This window comes from Pseudoalteromonas sp. AWH4_217, assembly GCF_056161105.1.
Window position 1 is genome coordinate 94,927 of sequence record NZ_JBSWYM010000019.1, and the last position, 21,177, is coordinate 116,103.

The window sequence follows — 21,177 nt, forward strand, 5'->3', positions numbered from 1 at the left end:
AACGCATAATATGGCAGAAGTGAGCATAGAGAAACTAGCCGAAAACATTGGTACAACTGTTGATAAATTACTCCAGCAGTTGGCAGATGCAGGGATCACCAAAGCCACTGGCGACCATGTTACTGAAAGTGAGAAAGCACAATTGCTTGACCATTTGAGTAAGCAACACGGCGGTACCGGTTCTGAAGGACCGGAGCGCATGACTTTGCAACGTAAAAGCAAGAGCACTCTGAGTGTGACAGGCTCTCACGGCAAGGCAAAGTCTGTTCCGGTCGAGGTACGTAAAAAGCGCACTTACGTTAAAAAGAGCGCAATCGAGCAGCAAAAAGAGCAGGAAAGACTCGCTGCAGAGGAAGCTGCGCGCAAAGAAGCAGAGTTGAAAGCTCAGCAAGAAGCTGAGCAAAAGGCCAAAGAAGAAGCCGAGCGTAAGGCACAAGAGGAAGCCGAGCGCAAGGCACTAGAGGAAGCTGAGCGCAAGGCTAAAGATGAGGCAAAACGTGCAGCGCAAGCTGAACGTCAAGCGAAAGAACAGCAGAGTGAAGAAGTGGATAGCGCCCAACAAGAGAAAGAGAAACTAGAAGCAGAGCGTCTGCGAAAAGAAGCAGAAGCAGCTGCCCTAAAGAAAGCAGAAGAAGAAGCCAAGCGTAAAGCAGAAGAAGCGAAACGCTTAGCGGAAGAGAATGAAGCCCGCTGGAAAGCTGAAGAAGAAGAGCGTGCACGTCGCGAAGCTTCTGCAGATCACCACCTTACGACGTCGACTTATGCACGTGAAGCAGAAGACGAGTCAGATGCACAGGAAGAAAAGAGTGCACGTCGTAAGAAGAAGAAAAAGCCAGCTGAAAAAGTGGCTCAGCCAGTACGTGGCAAAGGTAAAAAAGGCAAGCTTAAAGCACCTACCTCACTACAGCATGGCTTTAAGAAGCCAGTTAGCGAAGTGAAGCAGGAAGTCCGTATCAGCGAGACCATCACGGTTGCTGAGCTGGCATCACGCATGGCTGTAAAAGGCGTTGAAGTCGTTAAGACCATGATGAAGATGGGTGAAATGGTTACCATTAATCAGGTCATCGATCAGGAAACTGCGCAGGTTGTGGCTGAAGAAATGGGCCACAAAGTTGTTCTGGTGAAAGAGAACGAGCTGGAAGAAAAAGTACTGAGCGAGCGTAACGAAAGTGAAGCGCTAGAGCAACGAGCACCAGTTGTTACCGTTATGGGTCACGTTGACCACGGTAAAACTTCAACACTGGATTACATCCGTAAAGCTAAGGTTGCTGCAGGTGAGGCCGGTGGTATTACTCAGCACATCGGTGCATACCATGTTGAAACAGAAGGCGGCATGATCACTTTCCTGGATACTCCGGGACACGCAGCGTTTACCTCAATGCGTGCACGTGGTGCCAAAGCGACTGATATCGTTGTTCTGGTTGTTGCAGCTGACGATGGTGTAATGCCACAGACTAAAGAAGCGGTACAACACGCCAAAGCGGCAGAAGTCCCTCTGATCATCGCTGTAAACAAAATGGATAAAGAAGGCATTGACCCGGATCGCGTTAAAAACGAACTGGCTCAGCTGGACGTTATTCCTGAAGAGTGGGGCGGTGATACGCAGTTCGTTCACATCTCAGCAAAAACTGGTCTGGGCATCGACGACCTGCTAGAAGCTATCCTGATGCAGTCTGAACTGCTTGAGCTGAAAGCGGCACACAAAGGCATGGCATCAGGTGTGGTTATCGAATCTCGTCTTGATAAAGGTCGTGGTCCGGTTGCAACTGTACTGGTTCAGTCTGGTGAGCTTAACCAGGGCGATATCGTACTGTGTGGTCTGGAATATGGCCGTGTTCGTGCAATGAAAGACGAAAACGGTAAAGACATCACGACTGCAGGTCCTTCAATTCCGGTTGAGATCCTGGGCATGTCAGGTGTACCAGCTGCGGGTGACGAAGCAACCGTTGTTAAAGACGAGCGTAAAGCACGTGAAGTTGCACTATATCGTCAGGGTAAATTCCGCGATGTGAAACTGGCGCGTCAGCAAAAAGCGAAGCTTGAAAACATGTTTACTAACATGACCGAAGGCGATGTGTCTGAAGTGAACGTAGTACTGAAAGCAGACGTACAGGGTTCAATCGAAGCCATCTCTGATTCTTTGGTTAAACTGTCTACAGACGAAGTTAAAGTGAAGATCGTTGGTAGCGGCGTGGGTGGTATCACTGAAACTGACGCAACGCTGGCTGCTGCGTCTAACGCTATCATCGTGGGCTTTAACGTTCGTGCTGATGCCTCTGCACGTAAAGTGATTGAAGCTGAAAACCTGGATCTGCGTTACTACAGCGTAATCTACGACCTGATCGAAGAAGTGAAGCAGGCAATGTCGGGCATGCTGGCACCTGAATTCAAGCAAGAGATCATTGGTCTGGCTGAAGTACGTGACGTGTTCAAGTCGCCTAAGATTGGCTCTGTTGCGGGTTGTATGGTAACCGAAGGTGTGGTTAAACGTAGTGCACCTATCCGCGTACTGCGTGACAATGTTGTTATTTACGAAGGTGAACTTGAATCACTGCGCCGCTTTAAAGATGACGTGGCAGAAGTTCGTAACGGCATGGAATGTGGTATCGGCGTTAAGAACTATAATGACGTTAAGGTCGGTGACCAAATCGAGGTATTCGAAACCGTTGAAGTACAACGCTCGTTGTAAGTCAATCAGGGTTCAACCTTGAAATGGGGGCGTTAGCCCCCATTTGTGTTTGTGTTTCCTCTAGTGGGCGATTGTATGCATTGCCCGTTTTAATGATTAAATTGAAGTGGTGAAAATGAGAGAATTTTCTCGTACTGATCGTGTTGCACAACAGATCCAAAAAGAAATTGCCGTGATTTTGCAGCGTGAGATTAAAGATCCGCGTTTGGGCATGGTCACTGTATCGGCTGTAGAAGTATCGCGCGATCTGTCCTACGCCAAAGTCTTTATCACTGTCCTCGGCGGTGATGACGATAAAACCAAAGAAAACCTGTCTATTTTAAATGAAGCGACAGGCTACATCCGCTCGTTGCTGGGCAAACGGATCCGCGCCCGGATCATGCCTGAATTACGCTTTGTGCTGGACAACTCACTGATGGAAGGCATGCGCATTTCTAACCTGGTTGATGAAGTGATCCGCAAAGACAATGAAAAGCGTGGTGACGAAGCGCAGCCAGATACGAAAAGCGACGACGGAGAAGCCTGATGGCGCGTCGTAGTAAAGGCCGTCCGATAGACGGGATTGTGCTGCTCAATAAGCCGCAGGGGATCTCCTCCAATAAAGCCTTGCAACAAGCCAAAGGCATTTACTTTGCGCAAAAAGCGGGCCACACGGGTGCGCTCGATCCGCTGGCAACGGGCATGCTGCCAATCTGCTTTGGTGAAGCGACCAAGTTTACCCAGTTCCTGCTGGATACTGATAAAACTTATGTCGTCCGTGCCAAGCTAGGCGAACGTACCACGACGTCAGACTCAGATGGCGAAGTGGTTGAGACACGCTCTGTGCAGATCACCCGCGAGCAGCTGGAGCAGGATGTTGCCAGTTTCCTGGGTGAGTCTGATCAGTACCCGTCGATGTATTCGGCGCTTAAATATCAGGGGCAGCCTTTGTACAAGTATGCCCGCGAAGGTATCGAAGTGCCACGCAAGTGTCGCAAGATCAACGTTTACTCGATCACATTAGATGAGTATGACGACCAGGCACAAGAGATCCAGATGACGGTGCATGTTTCCAAAGGGACTTACATTCGCACCATAGTAGACGACTTGGGTGAGAAGCTTGGGTGTGGGGCGCATGTCATTATGCTGCATCGCTCTGAAGTGGGCCATTATCCGAGTGATAAAATGATCACGCTTGAAGAGCTTGAAGAAAAGCTTCAGCAGGCCAAAGCAGAAGATTTGCCGCCGTCGACTTACATCGATGCGTTGTTACTCCCTATGGACACTGCACTGGTTGATTTGCCAGCGGTAGAGATAAGCGCCGAGCAAGGTGTAGCATTCAGTCATGGTCAGACCGTGGTGGTTGGTGAGCTACCTGAGGGTGTATTGAAGGTCGTGGCTGATGGTCGCTTTGTTGGTATTGGTGAGCGTAATCAGCACGGCCATTTGAAGGCCAAGCGTGCCTTATCCAGCGCCCAATAAAATTTTTTGTCAGCGGGGGGAATTGCTGATACAATGCCGCCCGCTTTGTCGCTTTGGCTGAATTAGTGATCGGCTGAAGCATTACTTAAACAATTGGAGTTTATTATGTCACTAAGCAATCAAGAAAAAGCAGAAATCGTAGCAAAATTCGCACGCGCAGAAGGCGACACTGGTTCTCCTGAAGTTCAGGTTGCACTGTTAACTGCTGATATCAACAAGCTACAAGGTCACTTCGCTAACCACAAGCATGACTTCCACTCACGTCGTGGTCTGCTACGTAAAGTAAGCCAGCGTCGTAACCTGCTTGACTACCTAAAAGGTAAGAGCGTAGAGCGTTACTCTGCACTAATCAAAGAGCTTGGCCTACGTCGCTAAGAACTTGATTATTTGTCGGATTTTTATCCGATAAGAAAAAAGGGGCTAAATCGCCCCTTTTTTTGTGGGTATATACTCAGTATACTTATGCCCGAGCCGCCATTCTGGTGGTTCAGCGCCAAGTCTGCAGCCAATTGTAGTGCTTAAGCGGATCATCTAGCTCTGTTTGGTTTAGCCTTTTTTATCAAATAGTTATTAGTCACTTTAGTCCTCTTAAGACTGTAATTGGTCGTTGTTGGCGCTTATATGTTATTTTTGTAAGGAATATATTTGTGCAAGCAATTATTAAAGAATTCCAACTTGGTCAACACACAGTAACCCTGGAAACCGGTGCGATTGCGCGTCAGGCTGACGGTGCTGTACTGGCCAGTATTGGCGACACTTCTGTACTAGTCACTGTTGTAGGTAAGCGTGAAGCTGCACCTGGTCAGGACTTTTTCCCTCTGACAGTAAACTATCAGGAAAAAATGTATGCGGCAGGCCGTATCCCTGGTGGCTTCCTGAAGCGTGAAGGCCGTCCTTCAGACAATGAAACGCTAATTGCGCGTCTGATTGACCGTCCAATTCGTCCACTATTCCCGGACGGCTTTGTAAACGAAGTACAAGTTATCGCGACAGTGGTTTCTTCAAACCCTGAAATTCAACCAGACATGGTTGCAATGATTGGTACTTCAGCAGCACTAGCCATTTCTGGCGTGCCATTCAATGGTCCAATCGGCGCCGTGCGCGTTGGTTTCACTGATGGTCAGTACGTGCTGAACCCGTCAGTGACAGAGCTTGAGCAAAGTAAACTTGACCTGGTTGTTGCGGGTACCGAAGGTGCTGTACTTATGGTTGAGTCAGAAGCTGAAATTCTGACTGAAGAAGAAATGCTAGGTGCGGTTGTCTATGGTCATGAGCAATCACAGGCTATCATCAAGGCTGTGAACGAGTTTGCTGCAGAAGCAGGCAAGCCGGCTTGGGACTGGACTGCACCAGAGAAAAACGTTGAGCTGTCTGACAAAATCGCAGCCATCGCTGAGCAAAAAGTAGGTGACGCATACCGCATCACTGATAAAGTTGCTCGTAAAGATGCACTAAGCGAAGCAAAAGCGGAAGTGGTTGAGAAGCTGACTGCTGAGCTGGCTGAAGGCGAAACGCTGGACGAGCAGGAAGTGTCTAAGCTGTTCAGCTCACTTGAGAAGAAAATCGTACGTGGCCGTATCATCGCGGGTGAGAAACGTATCGATGGCCGTGAACCAGATATGGTTCGTGCACTTGACGTGATGACTGGCGTATTGCCACGTACACACGGTTCAGCCATCTTCACACGTGGTGAAACTCAGGCTTTGGTTACTGCTACCTTAGGTACAGAACGCGATTCACAAATGATGGACAACCTGATTGGCACGCAGAAGCATCACTTCATGCTGCATTACAACTTCCCTCCATTCTGTGTAGGTGAGACAGGTTTCATTGGTTCTCCTAAGCGTCGTGAAATTGGCCACGGTAACCTGGCTAAGCGCGGTGTACAGGCGGTTATGCCAACACTTGAGGAATTCCCGTACTCTGTACGTGTGGTTTCTGAAATCACTGAATCAAACGGTTCGTCTTCAATGGCGTCAGTATGTGGTACGTCTTTGGCTCTGATGGATGCGGGTGTACCAATCAAGTCATCTGTTGCGGGTATCGCGATGGGTCTGGTTAAAGAAGGCGATGACTTTGTCGTACTTTCTGACATCCTGGGTGACGAAGACCACCTGGGTGACATGGACTTTAAAGTAGCGGGTAACAGCGCGGGTGTAACTGCACTTCAGATGGATATCAAGATCGAAGGTATCACGAAAGAAATCATGCAGATCGCACTGCGTCAGGCAAAAGCAGCACGTCTGCATATCCTGAGCGTGATGGACCAGGCAATCGCCAGCCCATCTCAGGATCTGTCTGAATTCGCACCACGTATCTACACCATGAACATTCCACCTAAGAAGATTGCAGACGTAATCGGTAAAGGTGGCGCAGTGATCCGTCAGCTGACGGAAGAAACAGATACAACCATCGAAATCGAAGATGACGGTACCATTAAGATTGCTGCAACCAACGGTAACAGCGCGAAAGAAGCGATTGCTCGCATCGAAGCGCTGACTGCTGAGCTGGAAGTGGGCACTATCTACACAGGTAAAGTAAACCGCATCGTAGACTTTGGTGCTTTCGTAAACGTACTACCAGGTAAAGATGGTCTGGTACACATTTCGCAGATCAGCAAAGAGCGCGTAAACAACGTGGCTGATCACCTGAGCGTAGGCCAGGAAGTGAAAGTGAAAGTACTTGAAGTAGACCGTCAGGGTCGTGTGCGTCTGAGCATCAAAGAAGCATTGGAATCAGATGCGGCACCTGCTGCTGAGTAAAATCTGATAAAGAAACAATGAGTTTCGATGAAAGGGGCTGAATGGCCCCTTTTTTTGTGCTTTAATGATCGCTCGATGGTTGTAGCCAACGCGTGAACCCGTAACATGCCCAAAAGGGGAAGTAGATTGAGATTGTTATTATTACCTTTGTTTTGTATGAGTTTGTTGGGGTGCCAGTCAACTCAGCAGGGCACTGATACACCCAATGTCACAGTACCTTTTGCTGTGCCACTGGCGGCTAATTTTCGTAATGAAATAGCCATCGCAAGATACAGCGAGCTGTTACAGAACAAAACGTTGGATAATGAACAACAGGCACAGCTGTTTTATAATCGCGGTATGCTATATGACAGTCTGGGATTGACCACGCTGGCACGGATAGACTTTAATCGTGCAGTCAAGCTTAAGCCAGATTTGGCTGAAGTTTATAACTTCCTTGGTATACATCACACACTGCGACAGGAATATGGCACAGCGTATGAAATGTTTGACGCGGTACTTGAGCTTAACACAGACCATGAATACGCCTACTTAAACCGAGGTATAGCCTTGTATTACGGTGAGCGCCCGGCACTGGCCGTGAGTGATTTTGAGGCTTTTCTGGCACGTTCTCCCCAGGACCCTTACCGCCTCATGTGGCTCTATCTTGCAGAATCAAAGCTAGATCCAATTGCGGCAAAAGTGGCGCTTAAGCAACACAGCCAGGCTTTGAATAATGACGAATGGGCGACACAGCTGGTTCAGTTATATCTGGGAGAGTTGTCTCAGCAGGCGTTCCTTGCACAGGTTGGAGATGGTGTTAAGTCACAGCAGGAGTTTGCAGAGCGTCTGTGCGAAGCCTATTTCTATCTTGCCAAGCGTTACCAATTTGAAGGTAAGACTGGAAAAGCTATCGAGTATTTTAAATTGGCACTGGCCACCAATGTGTACGAATTTGTCGAGCATAAATACGCTCGTCTGGAATTACAAATCATTGCAGACGAAATGAATCAGGCGGATGTAGGCTAACGCTATGTCTGCTTCTGTGCTTCGCTATGTGGTGATGCTGGTTAGCATTACCCTCATAGCGGGCAGTACGGCCAACCCCTGGCTATTGCACTCCCCCAATGCGCGTCAGGCACACTTATCGTTGCTTAAGCGTAGCCCGCAGAGTTTTTACCTCGACACCCGACAGGCCAGCTTATTGTTGCCTGAGCTACCCGATGACACTGTACTGGCATTGCGTCAACTAGGATTGCCAGAGGCTGCTTTCGAGTGGGCGAACAGGCTGCTCAAAAAAGGCGATTTGAGCACCGCTGTAATGCTTGCCAGCGCACATTGGAACGCTGCTGACGCACAAGCTCACAGGCGTTTATTGCAATCACTGACTGCGATTCAGGCTGTTCCTGAGATAATTCAGTTGTCTGCGCAGTTCACCCTGCCTCAGCCATACATGACATTATCACAACTTATGCAAGGGGTGTCTCCAGGCCAGCTTGGTCGTTCTGATTTAAACCGACTTGCGGTGGACACATTAGATAAGGTCAGCTGGAATAACTCAGCATGTCAGCGCCGAGTACTAATGCTGAGTGACTCCTGGTTGGGCCTTAATAAACTGGAGCAGCTAAAAGCGCAGTATCTTACGGTGCCTTTACCGTATGCCGGAAGCTATTGCTTTGCAGGTCCGATCTATATGGGGGCAGACTTACAGTGTGGTGTTAAGGCACGCAAGTATGCACATTGTGATGTTGTTAACATGCCTGACAGAGTACACTGGTCTTCGGCGGATCACTTAGTATTAATGACAGGGCAGGGTGAGGCCAATGTCAGTCGGGGGGTAATGACTTTAAACCTCAAAAGTGACTACAAGGTGTTTATTCATGAATTGATGCACTTTAGTGGCTTTGAAGATGAATATGCCATTGGCGCAGAAAAGGCAAAGTGGCTATGTGCGACCCCAGGTCAAAAGGCGCCCAATTTATATGTTGGCCACACGCCTCCTAAGGGCTGGTACCCCAGCCACAGCTGTGAGGCTGGGGCGTTGCCTGCCTATAAACCTCAGCAAGCCATGTCAAACATGCAATATCAGAGCCTGGCGTTGTCAACACGTTACAAAGAACTTTGGTTATTGGCATTTCAACAACAGCGCAATAAACCAACCAACTTTCAGCGATTTATTCAGGCCAAATTAGCCGCAAGGGGTTAAAAGCCCAGTTTATTTATGAATTTAATCTGAATTGTTTGTAAATGTTGGCTAAAATGGCAGCGTATAGAGCGCGAAAGTCTAGACAACTCAAATACTAATCAAGTATAACTGGTAAGCGTTATGTGTGATAAAAACGTGCGCAAAATAAATCAGATAGTCTATGCATAACACTAGCTACACACTGCGCGCTGTTCCGTTATTTACGGTTATTGAAGATAAAAGGTTTTCTTTATGACATTGCTTTGGATACCCTTGCTATCCTTATTAGGCAGTTTACTCTCATCATTTACAGGTAAACTATCCCGCAATCACTCGACTGCGGTAACTTTGCTTGCGCCCGGACTGGCACTTGCGCTGGCCTGCTATATGGCTCCGGAGGTGTTTGCCAATGAACAGCTGCGTACCACGATTGAGTGGATCCCGCTGTTGGGCTTAGAACTCTCATTCCGCTTAGATGGTTTATCATTGTTGTTCGTTTTCCTGATCCTGGGAATCGGCATATTGGTGATCTTCTACGCGCGTTACTATCTCAGCAGTAATGATTCCATGCCCAAGCTCTACGCATACTTAATGCTGTTTATGACGGCTATGCTGGGTATTGTGATGTCGAATAATGTATTGCAACTATGGCTATTCTGGGAATTAACCAGTATCAGCTCATTTTTGCTGATCAGCTATTGGTGGCACAAATCAGAAGCCCGTAAAGGGGCAAAAATGGCACTGGCAATCACCGGAGGCGGTGGTCTGGCTCTGCTTGCAGGTTTACTATTGCTGGGTGATATTGTCGGAAGTTATGATCTGGACATCATTCTCGCCAGCCGTGAACTGATCCAGGCTCATGACCTATATGAATTAGCCCTGATCCTGGTATTACTGGGTGCTTTCACTAAGTCTGCACAGTTTCCGTTCCATTTCTGGTTACCACATGCCATGGCTGCACCAACACCTGTGAGTGCTTACTTACATTCGGCAACCATGGTTAAAGCGGGTATTTTCTTGCTCGCGCGTTTCTATCCGGCGCTGGCCGGGACCGAAATTTGGTTTATTCTGGTTGGATTAACCGGTCTTGTCACTTTACTGGTCGGTGCCTATATCGCTTTATTTAAGCATGACCTCAAGGGACTGCTGGCATTCTCGACCATTAGCCATTTGGGTCTGATAACCTTGTTGCTCGGTTTAGATACTGAACTGGCAACGGTCGCGGCTATCTTCCACATTATTAACCATGCGACTTTCAAAGCCTCGCTATTTATGGCTACAGGGATCATAGATCACGAAACCGGCACTCGAGATATGCGCAAGCTAAATGGTATGTGGCGATTTATGCCATACACAGCAACGCTCGCTATGGTGGCTGCGGCTGCGATGGCCGGTGTTCCCCTGTTAAACGGCTTCTTGTCAAAAGAAATGTTCTTTGCTGAAACTTTACATCAGCAGTTGCTAGGCTCAATGTCCTGGTTGATCCCGATTCTTGCAACCATTGCAGGTGCCTTTTCTGTGGCATACTCAGCCCGTTTTATTCACGATGTGTTTTTCAACGGAGATCCGGTGGGCTTACCTAAGGAGCCACATGAGGCACCGCGTTACATGCGTGTGCCTATCGAAGTTTTGGTCGCATTGTGTCTGATTGTAGGTATGTTCCCGGGCTTTATTGTCAGTGATATTCTAAATGTCGCCTCTGCCGCTGTGTTGGGTGGAGAACCTCCTCAGTTTAAAATTGCAATTTGGCATGGCTTTAATTTACCTCTGCTGATGAGCGGCATTGCTGTGTGTGGTGGTTTGTTGATTTACACTCAGCGCCGTTATCTGTTTACATTCCAGGCTTCATTGCCTCCTCTTAATGCGAAAAAAGGGTTTGAGCACGCGATGTACAGAGTGGTTAGCTGGAGCCGTGCACGCATTGATGCTATCGAAAACGGGTCGTTACAACGATACCTGATGCTAATGTTATTAGTGGTCCTGTTAAGTGCAGGCTGGCCGCTGTTCGAAATGACCCAGCTAGTCGGTGAAAACAAACCAACACCTATCGATGTTCACAATGCGATTGGTGCAGGTTTGCTAATGATTGGTGCAATAGGCACAGTGATCTGGCATCGCACACGTATGGTTGCCTTGCTGATGATATCGGTTGTGGGCCTGATGGTAGCCGTCGCATTTACTCGCTTCTCAGCTCCGGATTTGGCACTTACTCAGTTAACTGTTGAAGTTGTCACCATCATTCTGTTGATGCTGGCGCTGTTCTTTTTACCGCAAAGAACACCGAAAGAAAGTAGCTCGGTACGCGTGTTGCGCGATCTGGGGATAGCTTCTGCCATTGGTGTCATAGTTGGTAGTATTTGTTATGCCTTGATCACACGTCCACTGAGTTCTATTTCTGACTTCTTCCTTGCCAATGCGAAGACAGGAGGTGGCGGTACTAATGTGGTGAATGTCATTTTGGTCGACTTCCGTGGTTTCGACACTTTGGGAGAAATTACCGTACTGGGTATTGCTGCTCTGGGGATTTATAAGCTATTGATCAATTTGCCGCTATTTATGCCTGGTAGTGACTCTGAGGGTCGCCCCTGGGCAAGAGAGCGTTACCCCATTCTGTTGGCGTCTATTTCTCAAAGCTTGTTACCGTTGGCACTACTGGTGTCGGTATACATTTTCCTGCGTGGCCATAACTTGCCCGGCGGGGGCTTTATTGCGGGTCTGGTTACTGCGATTGCCTTTATTTTGCAGTATATCGCGCACGGTTCGAATTGGATTTCAGAGCGCTTCACACTCAACTACCGCAAAATTATTGCCTCAGGTATTGCCATAGCCATGCTCTCAGGCTTGGGCAGTTGGGCATTTGACCGTCCATTCCTGACGAGCTGGTTTGATTACTTTGATTTGCCGGTAATTGGCGAGATTGAACTTGCCAGTGCGCTGGTATTTGACTTGGGTGTGTATATTACGGTTGTTGGTGCAACTTTGATGATCCTGGCGAGCCTGGGCAAGTTGACAGCCAATGCACCTAAAGAAGAGGTAAATATTTAATGGAGCTATTGTACTCATCTTGCGTAGGCCTGTTAGTGGCCTGCGGAGTATTCCTGATTTTACGAGCCCGGACCTTCCCGGTGGTATTAGGGCTTACTATGCTGTCCTATGCAGTTAACTTATTTTTGTTTGCGTCAGGCAGGTTGACCATGAACAAGGCAGCGGTTTTAGGGTTTAGTGACGGGTATGCCGATCCTTTGCCTCAGGCGCTGGTCTTGACAGCGATTGTGATAGGATTTGCAATGACGGCGTTTGTGGTCATTCTTGCTATTCGTGGCCGTGCCGATTTGGGTAACGACCATGTTAATGGTAGTGAAGTACAAGCGGCATCGCGCAATGTTGGCTCGCAACGTAAGGAGCAAAGCAAAGCATGACGCAGCATCTAACTTCTTTGCCAGTATTGCTGCCAATGCTGGCTGCTATCTTTATGTTGATGCCACCTTGTGGCAAAAATCTCAGGGCACGTCGCATTGTCTCAGTGGGCATGGGCGTACTCACTACAGTGGCATCGGCAATTTTGCTGCTGATGACCCAAGAACATGGCACGTCTGTTTATGCCATTGGTAACTGGTCTGCACCATTTGGTATCGTATTGATAGCAGATCCGTTGTCTGCACTGCTGGTCACACTGACGTCATTTCTCGGCCTAGTGTGCGGTTTATACAGTTGTGCCGGTGACGATGAGCGGGGAAGTTTTTTCCACCCGCTGCTACATTTTTTGGTCCTCGGCGTCAATGGTGCATTTCTTACGGGTGATGCATTTAACCTGTTCGTATTCTTTGAAGTACTGCTGATTGCCTCATACTCCTTGCTGATGCATGGTGGTGACAAACGCAATACACGTGCAGCCTTGCAGTATGTGATACTGAACTTAGTTGGTTCGTCGGTATTCCTGATTGCTTTGGGGATCTTGTATGGCACGCTGGGTACCTTAAATATGGCGGACATGGCACAAAAAGTGACGTTACTGCAAGGTGACGATGTATACCTGGCCAAGATTGGCGGGCTTTTGCTACTGGTTGTCTTTGCACTCAAGGGCGCACTATTGCCGCTTCATTTGTGGTTGCCAAACACTTACTCGACGGCGATGCCGGTCGTGGCGGCTTTGTTTGCCATTATGACCAAAGTGGGCGTTTATTCTATGATGCGTGTGTACACCCTGATCTTTGGTGAAGAAGCGGGTGAGTTAAGCCACATGGCACAAAACTGGCTCTGGTGGCTGGCAATCGCAACCATAGTGATGGGTGCCATCGGTGTATTAGCAAGTCAGGACTTAAGAAAAATGGTGGCGAACTTAGTCGTTGTGTCCGTTGGTACTCTGGTTGCCTTGGTTGCTGTACAAACAGTACAAAGCAGTGCGGCGGCCATCTACTACCTGGTTCATTCGACCTTGGTAAGTGCGGCGCTGTTTCTGCTGGCGGATCTTATAGCAAGACAAAGAGGTAAAGTTGCAGACAGGATCACTGCAGGTCGGCCTGTTGCACAACCTTTGCTGATAGGTGGTGCATTCTTAGTTGCCGCTGTGGCGGTCATTGGAATGCCGCCGTTATCTGGATTCGTCGGAAAAGTGTGGATTTTGAGATCAACGCTGGATACGCCGTATGGTAACTGGTTCTGGCTGGTGTATTTGGTTGCGAGCCTGGCGGTTCTAATCTCCGTCTCAAAAGCGGGTAGTACCGTGTTCTGGCATCATACTGGTAAAAGTGAGAGTGAACAGGAGCGGGCTCACCCAGCTCAGATCTGTGCCGTACTTTTATTGGTATTGTGTACACCTTTGATGGTGATTTTTGCAGGTCCTTTGAGTGAATATGCATTGCTTGCAGCTCAGGAGTTGCACGATTTCACGGGGCTACTGCAGGACGTGTTAGGAGGAGTAAACTAGATGCGTTTGGAAGCAAAATATAAATGGTTACCGACGCCGTTTCGCAGCCTAATGCTGTTCATTGTTTGGTTGTTGTTAAATAACAGCGTGGCACCGGGTCATGTAATCTTGGCTGCGATTTTGGCCGTTGCTATTCCCCTTGCGACTTTCCCATTTCGTACCAAACAACCTTTGGTATTGAAACCTGGTAAGGCACTGCAATATTTATTGCTTGTTTTGTACGATATATTGATGGCTAACATTGAGGTAGCAATCAAGATTTTGGGGCCGACACGAAAATTGAAGCCCGCTTTTGTAAAAGTGCCCATTGATCTGGCTCAGTCCATGCCCATTACCATCTTGGCAAGCACCGTGTCGCTGACACCGGGCACCGTGAGTGCAGAAGTCTATCCATGGCCTGAAGATATGGCAGATGGCGAACAGCCACAACAGCGTTACCTGTTGATCCATGTTCTGGATCTGGATGATGAGGCAGCGCTGATCGACACGATTAAAACGCGTTATGAAAAACCCATTAAGGAGATCTTTGCATGTTAGAGACGGTGATTCTGATTGTCTTTGCGATGATCGGTGTATCTTTGCTACTTAATCTGTGGCGACTTGTGGTCGGGCCATCTATTCCTGATCGGATTCTGGCATTAGATACTATGTACATTAATACGATTGCCCTGATAGTGCTATATGGCATGAACATGGGCACCTCGCTGTATTTCGAGGCTGCACTCTTGATTGCCTTGCTTGGCTTTGTCAGCACAGTGGCGGTATGTAAATACCTGCTGCGCGGCGATATCATTGAATAGGGGGAGCGAATGATGGAATGGGTTATTTCATTTTTGTTATTGTTAGGCGGCAGTTTAGTTTTGGTCGGCTCCATAGGCCTGGTCAAAATGCCGGATTTCTTCATGCGTTTGCACGGACCGACTAAAGCAACGACTTTGGGTATGGCCTGCTTATTATTTGCGGCAATGGCTTACTATGGTTTTTACGGGGAAGGGGTGAGTGTCAAAGAAATTCTAATTTCTATGTTCTTGCTTATTACCGCGCCTATCAGTGGTTATATGTTGATTAAATCGGCAATTCACCACAGATTAGACAGTATCGAGCCCACCCGTGGCAAAGACAAGATTGAGGAAGACTGAGTTTCTTTTTGATCGTGAGTCGCTGTAGTGCTTCAACAGCGACTCCTTTTGTTTGTATCCCCAACTTTTCATCCTGCTGAGCTGTTTAGTCTGCTCTCACCCATTCAACTCTTATCAATAAGTACAAATTATGTACTACCCTGGTTTAATGTAAAAAAAATCGCCCAATAGTGTAGTCATAATTACTTAAAGCTGTCATTTTAGAATACGCAAGATAGCGAAACTTTTGCTAAAGTTATCCCAATAAACAACCATTTGTGAGTGTTTTATATGCAGCATATGTCCATCAAAAAGAAGCTTATCCTGTTTGTGGTCACGCTGGTGACTGCCCTTGTTGCCTTGCTAGTAACAACGATGTGGATGAACCTGCAAAAAGAGAACAAAGTACAGAGTACACAGCTCAGAGAGCTGGCTTATCAGGAGATCAGAACGGGGTTAACGGCACAGGGACAATACTACGCACGTCAGGTTTCAGAGTTTATTAACTCCGCTTATCGGGTGCCCTATACATTGGCAGGCGCTCTGAAAGAAACTTCTGTCAGTACGCCATTGGCGCGTACTCAGGTGCAAGACCTGGTTGCCGGCGCATTGAAACAAAATCGTTTTGTATCCTCAATGTATGCTCAGTTTGAACCAAATGGTTATGACGGACAAGACCAAGCTTATACGTCTGGCGCCAGTCACTCTGCACCAGGTGATGGTACGCTGGAATTATATTTCACTCGAGATGCCAGCGGGATCACGCAACATCAAATTGAGTCAGCGGCAGATAAGTATTTAGACAAACGTAACGAATTTGGGCTTCGCGAAGCCGAATGGTATCTCTGTGCGCGCGACAGCGTGGCACCTTGTATTATGGAACCTTATTTGTACGAAATTTCTCCAGGAAACAAGATGTTGATGACATCATTAACGGTTCCTGTCGATGTTAACGGGCGTTTTCAGGGGCTGGTAGGGGTTGATGTGAACTTGCCGGTATTCCAGAAGCTGGTTGATGAATTATCAGAATCACTATATCAGGGGCAGGCGAAAGTCTCTTTGCTCAGCAAGTTGGGGTTGGTTGTCGGTGCCAGCCATTACGATAAGCTTGCCAGACCTTTGAAAGAGTCTGTTAATCCGGACATCGCAGAGAAGCTGTTGAACTTACATCAAAAAGGTGGGTTCAGTGAAATAGGAGATATGCTCGCTATTGCTGTGCCTATTGAGATCAAACTTGCCAATACGACCTGGTCTTTAGTTATCGAATTACCTAAGGAGGTTGCACTGGCCTCTGTTACCCAGATAGAACAACAAATAGAAGAGTCAACCAACTCACTTGGACGTTGGATGCTGTTTTTGGGCACTGTCGTTGCAGCTGTCGCATTGGGTCTTGCGCTGGTGCTGATTAACACCATCATTGGCCCGTTGACGTATATTGAGGAGCGAGTCGATAGTCTTGCTTCCAGCGAAGGTGACCTGACTCATAAACTGGAGGTAAGTCATCATGCTGAATTGATATCTCTGGCTAATGGCTTTAACCGCTTCACAGACAAACTCAGAAGCATGATCATTGATCTCAAAGAGTTGGCTGAGGAGTCATATGCCCAATCTCACAAGACCACAGAAGCTGCCATCAATATAAAAAACAAAGTATCGAATCAGCATCTTGAAATCGACAGTGTTGTGACCGCAATTAACGAATTGAGTGCAACGGCAACAGAAGTGGCCAGAGCCTCGGAAAAAGCAGCTTCAAGTACAAATCATGCTGTTGAGACGGTGCAAAGTAGTGAACGAAGTATAGTCAGAACAACAGAGACAGTGCAGGAAATCGCCGAGCAGGTATTAGACGCGAAAAACGCGTTTGGCAAAGTCTCTGAGCGCAGTGGTGATATTTCCAAAATCCTGGATGTTATTCGCGCCATTGCTGAGCAAACCAATTTACTTGCGCTAAACGCGGCGATAGAAGCGGCCAGGGCAGGTGAACAAGGTCGAGGGTTTGCTGTGGTCGCTGATGAGGTACGTGCACTGGCTTCAAAAACGCAGGCCTCAACCGATGACATTAGCAAGCTTATCGATAATCTGCAAAGCGAAGTCACCGGTTCAGAGCAGATCATTGAAAGGACAGTCAGTCAGGGTGAACAAGCGGTTTCATATTGCCGGGAGTCGGCAGAGTTAATGAGTAGCTTAGTGGGCGAGCTCAGCAGTATCTCAAATGAGGTAACACAAATCGCGACTGCGGCAGAAGAACAAAGTATGGTGACAGAGGAAATTAGCACCAACACAACAGGGATTTCTGACGCGGCAGCTGAACTGTCTGGCTTTGCTGATGAAGTAGAGCAAGCAGCAAGTGCACTGACCTATATAGTTGAGCAAAAGCACAAGCAGTTAAATCTACTTAAAACCTAAGTCCCACCTCTATCTGAATGTCGTACAGGGTCAACTCTGGCAATTAACGTCAGAGTTGACTATCATAACTGTAAATACATACAGTTATTTCAATGATGAAACTTTATATTGCCGAAAAACCGTCCCTTGGCAGAGCCATAGCGGATGTTTTGCCCAAACCTCATAAAAAGCATGATGGCTATATAGAACTGGCCAATGGGGATTGTGTTACCTGGTGTATTGGTCACTTACTTGAGCAGGCTGCTCCAGAAGACTATGATCCTAAGTATAAAAAATGGCAAATGATGCATTTGCCGATTATACCGCAGCAATGGCAGTTCAACGCAAAACCTAAGACAAAAAAACAACTGAGTGTTGTTAAAAAGCTCATAAAAAAAGCAAAGCATCTTGTTCATGCTGGCGACCCTGACAGGGAAGGGCAATTGCTGGTTGATGAGGTACTTCAGGATGCAAAGCTCCCGGTTTACAAAAAGCAAGATACACAGCGACTGCTGATCAGTGACTTAAACCCTTCTGCTGTAAAAAAAGCACTCAATCAGATGCGTTCCAATCAGGAGTTTGTACCTCTAAGCGTGTCAGCGTTAGCGAGAGCTCGAGCAGACTGGCTCTATGGTATGAATCTGACCAGAGCTTATACGTTGGTTGGGCAAAAAGCAGGGTTCCAGGGAGTACTGTCAGTTGGCAGAGTACAAACACCGGTCCTGGGGCTTGTTGTGAGGCGGGATATTGAAATTGAAAACTTTGTATCCAAGCCCTTTTATGAGGTGCAAGCTTATGTGAAGAAAAGTGATGGGAGTGAATTTTGTGCCAAGTGGCAACCCAGTGAGGCATGCCAGCCTTATATGGATGAGGAAGGCCGGGTGCTCGTCAAAGGCTTGGCTGAGAATGTCGCTTCCAGGATCCTGGACCAGAATGCCCAAGTTAAGAAAGTGGATGCGAAACCGAAGAAGCACAACCCGCCTTTACCTTATAACTTATCGGCATTGCAAATCGATGCGAACAAGCGGTTTGGTATGTCAGCGAAACAAGTATTGGATGTGTGTCAGGCGCTTTATGAGAAGCATAAACTTATTACATACCCCCGCTCTGACAACCGTTATCTGCCGAAGGGGCACTTTGCTGAGTCCAGACAGGTATTAGATGCGGCATTAAATAACCAGGGGCTGGAAGAAGACAAAGTTGCAGGAGCAGATCTGAACTTGAGGGGCAAATGCTGGAATGATGCTAAAGTTGAGGCACATCACGCCATTATCCCAACAGCAAAAAAGTTGAAAACGACTCAATTAGGCCAGTACGAAAAACAAGTGTACCAGTTAATTTGTACTCAGTATCTGGCGCAGTTTTACCCTGCTTATCGGTATACAGAAACCAAAGTGGAATTAGAAATTGCAGGCGGCGTGTTTATTGCCAAAGCTGAACAGATCATCGACCTTGGCTTTAAACGTTTATTTAAAGTGGAAGAAAAGAAGCAGGTTACTTTGCCCCAGCTGGAAGTTGGCGAGTTACTAAACTGTTTTAAGGGAGAAGTAATAGAGAAACATACTCAGCCCCCCAGTCACTTTACAGAAGCAACCTTATTAAGCGCCATGACAGGTATCGCCAGGTTTGTGTCGAACGCAGATATCAAGAAAGTGTTGAAAGAGACTGATGGGCTGGGTACAGAGGCAACCAGAGCCGGTATCATCGATTTATTGTTTAAAAGAGGCTTTTTGCAACGTAATGGCAAAAGCATTAAATCAACAGAACTAGGTATTGCGCTTGTCAAGACACTTCCTGAAGATCTGTCTTTGCCTGACCGAACGGCACTGTGGGAGTCTCAACTGGCGAAAATTGCAATGAAAGAGCAAACCTATCAGACATTTATGCATCCCCTTGAAAATGAAATAACAGGTATTATTGAACGCGCGAATACGAGTGACAGTGCTATGTTTAGTGGCCTGAAAAGTGGTAAATCCGGTTCGAGAGCCTCATTTTCTAAAAAAAGAACTAAAAAACGCGCAAGTACCCGAAATGGCCGTCGAACGTCAGCGGCTTAATCGGATTTTATATTTGCCTTGTAATTGGTGTGGATGCCACCATATAGATAGTCAAATATCAAAGCTGGTTTGAACATGGAAAATAAAATCTCACTTACACCGGAAAACATTCAACAGGTGTTGGCATCTTCGGATCCTGAAAAGCTCATATTAATGACGTTTTTTAGTGCTCAGGAACCAAACTGTATTGCGCAAGCTGATATTCTTGATGCGCTTGCTCAGCAATATCCAAATAACATAGTGGTTGCAACGGTAGATTGCGATCAACAGCAAATGCTTGCTTCTCAGTTGGCCCAACAAGTAGGTCTTCAGGCGCTACCAACTTTGGTTGTGTTGAAAGGCGGTACGCCTGTAGATGTTCTCCCTGGTGCGAAAACACAAGAAGAGATTTCCAAGGCTTTGTCGGAGCACCTGCCTTCACCTGAGCTGATCTTACTTGATCAAGCCAAGCACGCGCTTGCTAATGGCGAACTGAATGATGCCTTTGCACTGGCAAAGCAAGCTTATGGTATTGCAAAAGATAATCCACGAGTTTCGCTGGTGTTTGCAGATATCTGTATTCAGATACAAAAAGTGGAAGAAGCTGAGGCGCTATTAGCGTCTGTCCCGGCAGAAGCACAAGATGCCTACTTCACTAACTTAAAGTCGAAGCTGGAACAAGCCAAAGAGGCTCAGGAGTCACCTGAGCTTAAGCGTCTTATTGCTGAAGCTGAAGCTGCACCGGATGATTTATCTATATTATGTCAACTGGCTCAGGCTCAGGTCGATGCTGGAAAAAAAGCTGATGCTTTGGAAAGCCTGATATCTGTGCTAAGAAAAGACATGAACTTTGGAGAAGCCAAAAAAGGCTACCTAGATATCATTTCGTCCTTACCGGAAGGCGACGAAATTGCAGCTCGCTACCGGCGAAAACTCTACAGTCTTTTGTACTAATTCTTTTCTCTAATAAAAATGGCGCAAAAAAGCGCCATTTTTTCTTGCGTCTCTTCTGAAATGTACAATACTTAGATCCCCTAGCAGCTTAATTGTGTCAAATAGGTGAAAATTTGATGACAAGAATAGGGGTTTTGGCGTATTTAGTATGGAAAATGGTCGGGATAGCCATTTTTATTACTTTTCTTCTAAAAAAAGGTTGCGCTGAGTTTCGATTTCCCTATAATGCGCATCCACCGACACGGGGCACAACGCTGAAAAGCAACGAGCCAAGTGAAGGAAAAGCCAAACGGAAAGCTTAATTAAGAAAAATTAAATTTTCTAGTTGACTTTAAAAGTGAAGCGGTTAATATGGCGCTCCACTTCGCAGCGAGGCTGCGGTAACTAACCAAGGTTAGTTATACTGTTCTTTAAAAATATGAAGCAATCATCTGTGTGGGCACTCGTACAGATTGAGTTCTAACAGCGAAGCTACTTAGGTAGTGACGCACAAAATTTAGAGTCTCAATGTTTTTTCCTTAAATGGAAAGTGAGTGACCAACGGAAACAAGTTTACTTGTTTCAGCACAGTCAATTCGATTCGAAAGAATCAAAATCAGAATTCATTGAGCATGGTTTGAAGTTTACTTCAAACAAAAAACTTTTAATTGAAGAGTTTGATCATGGCTCAGATTGAACGCT

At 47.0% G+C, this 21,177-nt stretch carries 16 protein-coding genes; all 16 read left to right on the forward strand.

Going from position 1 to position 21,177, the window contains the following annotated elements:
• The first annotated feature begins 10 nt into the window (after positions 1-10).
• A complete protein-coding gene (infB, locus tag ACXAH1_RS20305; RefSeq protein WP_475199132.1) occupies positions 11-2,689 on the forward strand; it encodes a translation initiation factor IF-2 in 2,679 nt (892 codons plus the stop codon).
• A 115-nt stretch (positions 2,690-2,804) separates the two neighbouring features.
• A complete protein-coding gene (gene rbfA / locus ACXAH1_RS20310; RefSeq protein WP_125719883.1) occupies positions 2,805-3,215 on the forward strand; it encodes a 30S ribosome-binding factor RbfA in 411 nt (136 codons plus the stop codon).
• Positions 3,215-4,150 (forward strand): tRNA pseudouridine(55) synthase TruB, encoded by a 936-nt coding sequence (gene truB, locus ACXAH1_RS20315; protein ID WP_475199134.1) that lies wholly within the window; start codon positions 3,215-3,217, stop codon positions 4,148-4,150. Before rbfA ends, truB begins: the two co-directional genes overlap by 1 nt.
• A 105-nt stretch (positions 4,151-4,255) precedes the next feature.
• Positions 4,256-4,525: a 30S ribosomal protein S15 gene (gene rpsO / locus ACXAH1_RS20320; RefSeq protein ID WP_010385052.1), complete on the forward strand. Its 270-nt coding sequence runs from the start codon at positions 4,256-4,258 to the stop codon at positions 4,523-4,525.
• Positions 4,526-4,797: 272 nt separating this feature from the next.
• Positions 4,798-6,912, forward strand: a complete 2,115-nt coding sequence (gene pnp, locus ACXAH1_RS20325) for a polyribonucleotide nucleotidyltransferase (protein ID WP_475199137.1) — start codon at positions 4,798-4,800, stop codon at positions 6,910-6,912.
• A gap of 105 nt (positions 6,913-7,017) precedes the next feature.
• The gene (nlpI, locus tag ACXAH1_RS20330; RefSeq protein ID WP_253049546.1) at positions 7,018-7,920 is read left to right on the forward strand and encodes a lipoprotein NlpI; all 903 of its coding nucleotides are present in this window, start codon (positions 7,018-7,020) and stop codon (positions 7,918-7,920) included.
• Between the two features lie 4 nt (positions 7,921-7,924).
• Positions 7,925-9,097, forward strand: a complete 1,173-nt coding sequence (locus tag ACXAH1_RS20335; RefSeq protein ID WP_475199139.1) for a hypothetical protein — start codon at positions 7,925-7,927, stop codon at positions 9,095-9,097.
• A gap of 231 nt (positions 9,098-9,328) precedes the next feature.
• Positions 9,329-12,121 carry a monovalent cation/H+ antiporter subunit A gene (locus ACXAH1_RS20340; protein WP_475199141.1) on the forward strand — a complete coding sequence of 931 codons (2,793 nt, stop codon included), beginning with the start codon at positions 9,329-9,331 and terminating at the stop codon, positions 12,119-12,121.
• Positions 12,121-12,495: a Na+/H+ antiporter subunit C gene (locus ACXAH1_RS20345; RefSeq protein WP_475199143.1), complete on the forward strand. Its 375-nt coding sequence runs from the start codon at positions 12,121-12,123 to the stop codon at positions 12,493-12,495. The genes ACXAH1_RS20340 and ACXAH1_RS20345 overlap by 1 nt, the downstream gene beginning before the upstream one ends.
• Entirely contained in the window at positions 12,492-14,003 is a 1,512-nt protein-coding gene (locus ACXAH1_RS20350) for a monovalent cation/H+ antiporter subunit D (RefSeq protein ID WP_475199145.1), read from the forward strand. Before ACXAH1_RS20345 ends, ACXAH1_RS20350 begins: the two co-directional genes overlap by 4 nt.
• The gene (locus ACXAH1_RS20355) at positions 14,004-14,540 is read left to right on the forward strand and encodes a Na+/H+ antiporter subunit E (RefSeq protein ID WP_475199147.1); all 537 of its coding nucleotides are present in this window, start codon (positions 14,004-14,006) and stop codon (positions 14,538-14,540) included.
• Positions 14,534-14,803 carry a K+/H+ antiporter subunit F gene (locus ACXAH1_RS20360; RefSeq protein ID WP_010385043.1) on the forward strand — a complete coding sequence of 90 codons (270 nt, stop codon included), beginning with the start codon at positions 14,534-14,536 and terminating at the stop codon, positions 14,801-14,803. Before ACXAH1_RS20355 ends, ACXAH1_RS20360 begins: the two co-directional genes overlap by 7 nt.
• Before the next feature lie 9 nt (positions 14,804-14,812).
• Positions 14,813-15,142, forward strand: a complete 330-nt coding sequence (locus ACXAH1_RS20365) for a Na+/H+ antiporter subunit G (protein WP_253049559.1) — start codon at positions 14,813-14,815, stop codon at positions 15,140-15,142.
• 270 nt (positions 15,143-15,412) lie between these two features.
• Positions 15,413-17,527: a methyl-accepting chemotaxis protein gene (locus tag ACXAH1_RS20370; protein WP_475199150.1), complete on the forward strand. Its 2,115-nt coding sequence runs from the start codon at positions 15,413-15,415 to the stop codon at positions 17,525-17,527.
• 95 nt (positions 17,528-17,622) lie between these two features.
• A complete protein-coding gene (locus tag ACXAH1_RS20375) occupies positions 17,623-19,563 on the forward strand; it encodes a DNA topoisomerase III (RefSeq protein ID WP_475199156.1) in 1,941 nt (646 codons plus the stop codon).
• A 75-nt stretch (positions 19,564-19,638) separates the two neighbouring features.
• Positions 19,639-20,496 (forward strand): tetratricopeptide repeat protein, encoded by an 858-nt coding sequence (locus ACXAH1_RS20380; protein WP_475199151.1) that lies wholly within the window; start codon positions 19,639-19,641, stop codon positions 20,494-20,496.
• Positions 20,497-21,177 lie beyond the last annotated feature (681 nt).